Genomic DNA, 4,443 nt, shown 5'->3' on the forward strand with positions numbered 1-4,443 from the left:
TGAAGTTCATCGGGTGCTCAGTCCGTAATCGCTACGGATACCGGCCCGTAGGTGTCAACCCAGGGCAGGACGGGTCATCGGTTCTAGGCGGGGTAGAGCGCGCCCAGGATGCGCGGTCCGCGCGCGCCCGTGACGGCGGGCAGCCCTGCTGGCCGGCGCTCCATGAACGCCTGCGCCAGCCACGCGAACGCGAGGGCCTCGACTTCCTGCGCGGGCACGCCCAGTGCATCGGTGGCGCGCACGGGACGCTGCAGGCAGTACGCCAATTCGCGCATCAGGCCGGCGTTGCGCGCGCCGCCTCCGCACACAAAGACTTCCCGCGTGCCGGCTGCGGCGGCGTCGATGGCGTTCGCCACGGTCCGGGCCGTCAGGCGCTGCAGCGTGGCCTGCACATCCTGAGGCTCGGGCTTGGGGCCGTCGAACGCGGCCAGCCGGGCATCCAGCCATTGCATGTTGAACAGGTCGCGGCCCGTGGACTTGGGCGGCGGCAGGGCGAACCACGGTTCGCTGGCGATCAGTTGTTCCAGCAGCGGCGCCAGGACCTGTCCGGTCGCGGCCCAGCGGCCGTCGGCGTCATAAGGCGCGCCGAGATGGCGCTGGCACCAGCCGTCCAGGAAAACGTTGGCGGGGCCGGTGTCGAAACCGCGCGGAGGCTGTTCCGGCTCCAGCAGCGTTATGTTGGCGATGCCGCCCAGGTTGAGCACGGCTCGGCCTTCGGGCGCGCCGAAGATGGCCGCATGAAAGGGCGGCACCAGCGGCGCGCCCTGGCCGCCCGCGGCTACGTCGCGGCTGCGGAAGTCGGCCACCACGTCGACGCCGGACAGTTCCGCCAGCAGGGCGGGCGCGTTGAGCTGCACGGTATAGCCGCTATCCGGGCGGTGCCGGACCGTCTGGCCGTGCGCGCCGATGGCCGCGACGTCGCCTGCCGCGATGCCGGCGCTGCGCAGCAGTTCGGCCACGGCCTGGGCGTAGAGGCGGGCCAGCGCATTGGCGGCCAGCGCGCCTCGCGCCAGTTCGTCCTCGCCGGACAGGTTCAGCGCCAGCAGTTCTTGGCGCAGGTCTGCCGGCATGGCGAGGCTGGCGCTGGCGAGCACTTGCGGCGGCTGGCCGCCGCTCAGGCGCGCCAGCACGCCGTCGACGCCGTCGACGCTGGTGCCCGACATCAACCCGATGTAGAGCTTGGGGGCCTTGCGATGCTCGGGCAGGGGGGAAGTCACGGGCGCCTCGGAAGAGAAGGGAATATGCCCCTGGCGGGTTCTGCTCCGGGGCGGCTTTGCAAAAAAAAACGGCCGCGCAATGAATCTTGCGGGGCCGCCTTCGGGGACGTTCTGCCGGGTGGGCCGCCTAGCGGCTGGCCACGTTGGTCAGCGCGTCGGGCAAGGTCTGCTGGAACTGGGTCAGCAGCTGGATCTGCTGCTTGTACGGCGCCACGGCCTGGTTGAACGCGCGCACTTCGGCGGGTTCCAGGCTGCGGGCGACCGGCAGGTCCACCGACAGCGGATCGATCGGCTGGTTGTCCACGCGGAACTCGTAATGCAGGTGCGGGCCGGTTGCCCAGCCGGTGGAACCGACATAGCCCAGCAGCTGGCCTTGCGAGATCTTCGCGCCCTTGGTGATGCCTTGGGCAATGCGGCTCTGGTGCGCATACAGCGTCGTGTACTTGCCGTGGTGCTTCACGATGACCACGTTGCCGTAGCCATTCTGCCAACCGGCGAATTCGACCGTGCCGTCGGCGGTGGAGTGGATCGGCGTGCCCGAGGGTGCGGCGTAGTCCACGCCTTTGTGTCCGGTCCAGGTCTTGTGGATGGGGTGCATGCGCATCCCGAACGTGGAGCTGATGCGGCTGAATTTCAGGGCGGTGCGCAGGAACGCGCCGCGCAGGCTGGTGCCGTCGAAGTCGTAGTACGAACCGCTCTTTTCGTCGGGGCTGAACCAGACGGCGTTGTAGGTCTTGCCGCCGTTGATGAATTCCAGCGCCAGCACGCGGCCCGCGCCCGCGTAGCGCCCGTCGTACGAACGCACTTCGTAGACCACGCGGAACTGGTCGCCCTGGCGCAGGTCGCGCAGGAAGTCGATCTTGGCGCTGAGGATGTCGGCCATCTGCATGGTGACCGAATCCGGGATGCCGGCGGCGTCGGTGGCGCCGAACAGCGACGAACGGATCGTGCCCACGGCGACGCGGGTCTGGCGTTCGGTGCTTTCGGCGACTTCCTCGGCCTTGTAGGTGTCACCGGCCGGCGCGACGTGCAGCATGCGCGTCACGACCTGGCCGTCCGTTTCGTTGCCGGGGGTGTGGATGTAGCGCAGCCAGATCAGCTTGCCTTCTTCGTCCGTTGCGGCCTGCACGGAGCGGCCCGGGTACAGCTTGTAGATGCTGCGGGCGCTGGCCTCGTGGGTCAGGAAAGTCTGCAGATTGGGCGCGTCGAGCTCCAGGCGCTGCAGCACGGCGGACAGGGTGTCGCCGGGGCGGATGCGGGTCTCGCTGATATAGGGGGCGGCGCTGGGGGCGCTGACTTCGACTTGCTCAGCGCTCAGCGGCAGGACGCTGCGGATGATGCGGGACGGGGGGAGTTCGCTGCGGTCGGGTTGCTGCACCATGCCGAGAGCGGCGGCGCCGGCGAACAGACCGATGGCGGTGACGAGAAGAGTGCGACGGAAAAGACCCGAGCGCTGGGGCTTGGGTTCTGCGGGCGCAAACAGGGCAGCAACTTTGCGCTTGATGCTACTCGCCAGTTCGTGGAGGCCACGATTCATCGTGAAGATACCCTCTCAGGTGGCAGGAGCTCGCAGGGTGCGCGATGCGAACAAGCCCTCGCGCGCCACGGTTTCCGGGGCAAGGGCTGGCGCGAGGCGCATCTTGTGAACAACGGGTGGTAGAGCGACCGCAACTGCGTATAGATGGCAATTGCGTATGATTAGGGCGGTATCCTAGCCGATTCGGCTAGAATTTTCGATAGTTTTCGTCACTTTTTACACCTTTTTGTCGGCTGAAGCCGCGTCGGTCCCCCTGCCATGTCATCCTCAGAAGCCCCCATTACCCCTGAAGTCGAAGCAGATCTGCGTATAGCCAAGCGCGGTTGCGACGAGCTTCTGGTCGAATCCGAGTTCGCTCGTAAGCTGGCCAGGAGCCGCGCCACGGGCGTGCCCCTGCGCATCAAGCTGGGGCTGGACCCGACCGCGCCGGACATCCACCTGGGTCACACGGTGGTGCTGAACAAGATGCGCCAGCTGCAGGACATGGGGCACAACGTCATCTTCCTGATCGGCGATTTCACCTCGACCATCGGCGATCCCAGCGGCCGCAACAATACGCGACCGCCGCTGACCCGCGAGCAGATCGAGGCCAATGCCAAGACCTATTACGCCCAGGCAAGCCTGGTGCTCGACCCGGCCCGCACCGAGATCCGCTACAACTCCGAGTGGTGCGACCCCCTGGGGGCGCGCGGCATGATCCAGCTGGCTTCGCGCTATACAGTGGCGCGCATGATGGAACGCGAGGATTTCACCAAGCGCTTCAAGGGCGGCATCCCGATCTCGGTGCATGAATTCCTGTATCCGCTGATGCAGGGTTATGACTCGGTGGCGCTGAAGTCCGATCTGGAGCTGGGGGGCACCGATCAGAAGTTCAACCTGCTGGTCGGCCGCGAGCTGCAAAAGGAATATGGCCAGGAGCCCCAGTGCATCCTGACGATGCCGCTGCTGGTAGGGACGGACGGCGTAGAGAAGATGTCCAAGTCCAAGGGCAACTACATCGGCATTTCGGAGTCGCCCGACTCGATGTTCGGCAAGCTCATGTCGATTTCCGACACGCTGATGTGGCGCTACTTCGAACTGCTGTCGTTCCGCTCGCTGGAAGACATCGCCGCGCTCAAGCAGGAGATCGACGGCGGCCGCAATCCGCGCGACGCCAAGGTCATGCTGGCCCAGGAAATCATTGCGCGTTTCCATTCCGCCAAGGCGGCCGAGGATGCGCTGGCCACGTTCGAGGCCCGCTTCCGCGACGGCGCCATCCCCGACGACATCCCCGAAGTGAATATCGGCGGGGCGCCGGTCGGCATCCTGAAGCTGTTGCGCGAGGCCGGCCTGGTCGCTTCCGGATCGGAAGCGCAACGCAACGTAGAGCAGGGCGGCGTCCGCGTAAACGGCGACCGCGTGGAAGACAAATCGTTGCAATTGCCGGCGGGGACTTACGTCGTTCAGGTGGGCAAGCGCAAGTTCGCGCGTGTTAACTTGAATCCCTGATTGCGGCATCATTTTTGCCGCCGGGCCGCCCCAAGGCAAAAGCGGCCCCCTTGGGGGGCAGCAAGCCGAAGGCGCAGCGTGGGGGCATCTTTTGCCGCCGGGCCGCCCCAAGGCAAAAGCGGCCCCCTTGGGGGGCAGCAAGCCGAAGGCGCAGCGTGGGGGCATCTTTTGCCGCCGGGCCGCCCCAAGGCAAAAGCGGCC

3 protein-coding genes are annotated in these 4,443 nt (G+C 66.7%); 1 reads left to right on the forward strand and 2 read right to left on the reverse strand.

Annotated elements, in window-relative coordinates; translation table 11 throughout:
* Positions 1-83 precede the first annotated feature (83 nt).
* Together AGI3411_RS29960 and AGI3411_RS29965 are read right to left on the reverse strand one after the other, a co-directional pair.
* The gene (locus tag AGI3411_RS29960) at positions 84-1,217 is read right to left on the reverse strand and encodes an anhydro-N-acetylmuramic acid kinase (RefSeq protein ID WP_279638365.1); all 1,134 of its coding nucleotides are present in this window, start codon (positions 1,215-1,217) and stop codon (positions 84-86) included.
* A gap of 127 nt (positions 1,218-1,344) precedes the next feature.
* Positions 1,345-2,754: a M23 family metallopeptidase gene (locus tag AGI3411_RS29965; protein ID WP_129530931.1), complete on the reverse strand. Its 1,410-nt coding sequence runs from the start codon at positions 2,752-2,754 to the stop codon at positions 1,345-1,347.
* A 258-nt stretch (positions 2,755-3,012) separates the two neighbouring features.
* Between AGI3411_RS29965 and tyrS the strand changes: the two genes are divergently transcribed.
* On the forward strand, positions 3,013-4,242 hold the full coding sequence (gene tyrS / locus AGI3411_RS29970) for a tyrosine--tRNA ligase (RefSeq protein ID WP_129530932.1): 1,230 nt from the start codon (positions 3,013-3,015) through the stop codon (positions 4,240-4,242).
* The last annotated feature ends 201 nt before the right edge of the window (positions 4,243-4,443 follow it).

This window comes from Achromobacter agilis, assembly GCF_900496965.1.
Taxonomy (GTDB): Bacteria; Pseudomonadota; Gammaproteobacteria; order Burkholderiales; family Burkholderiaceae_B; genus Achromobacter; species Achromobacter agilis.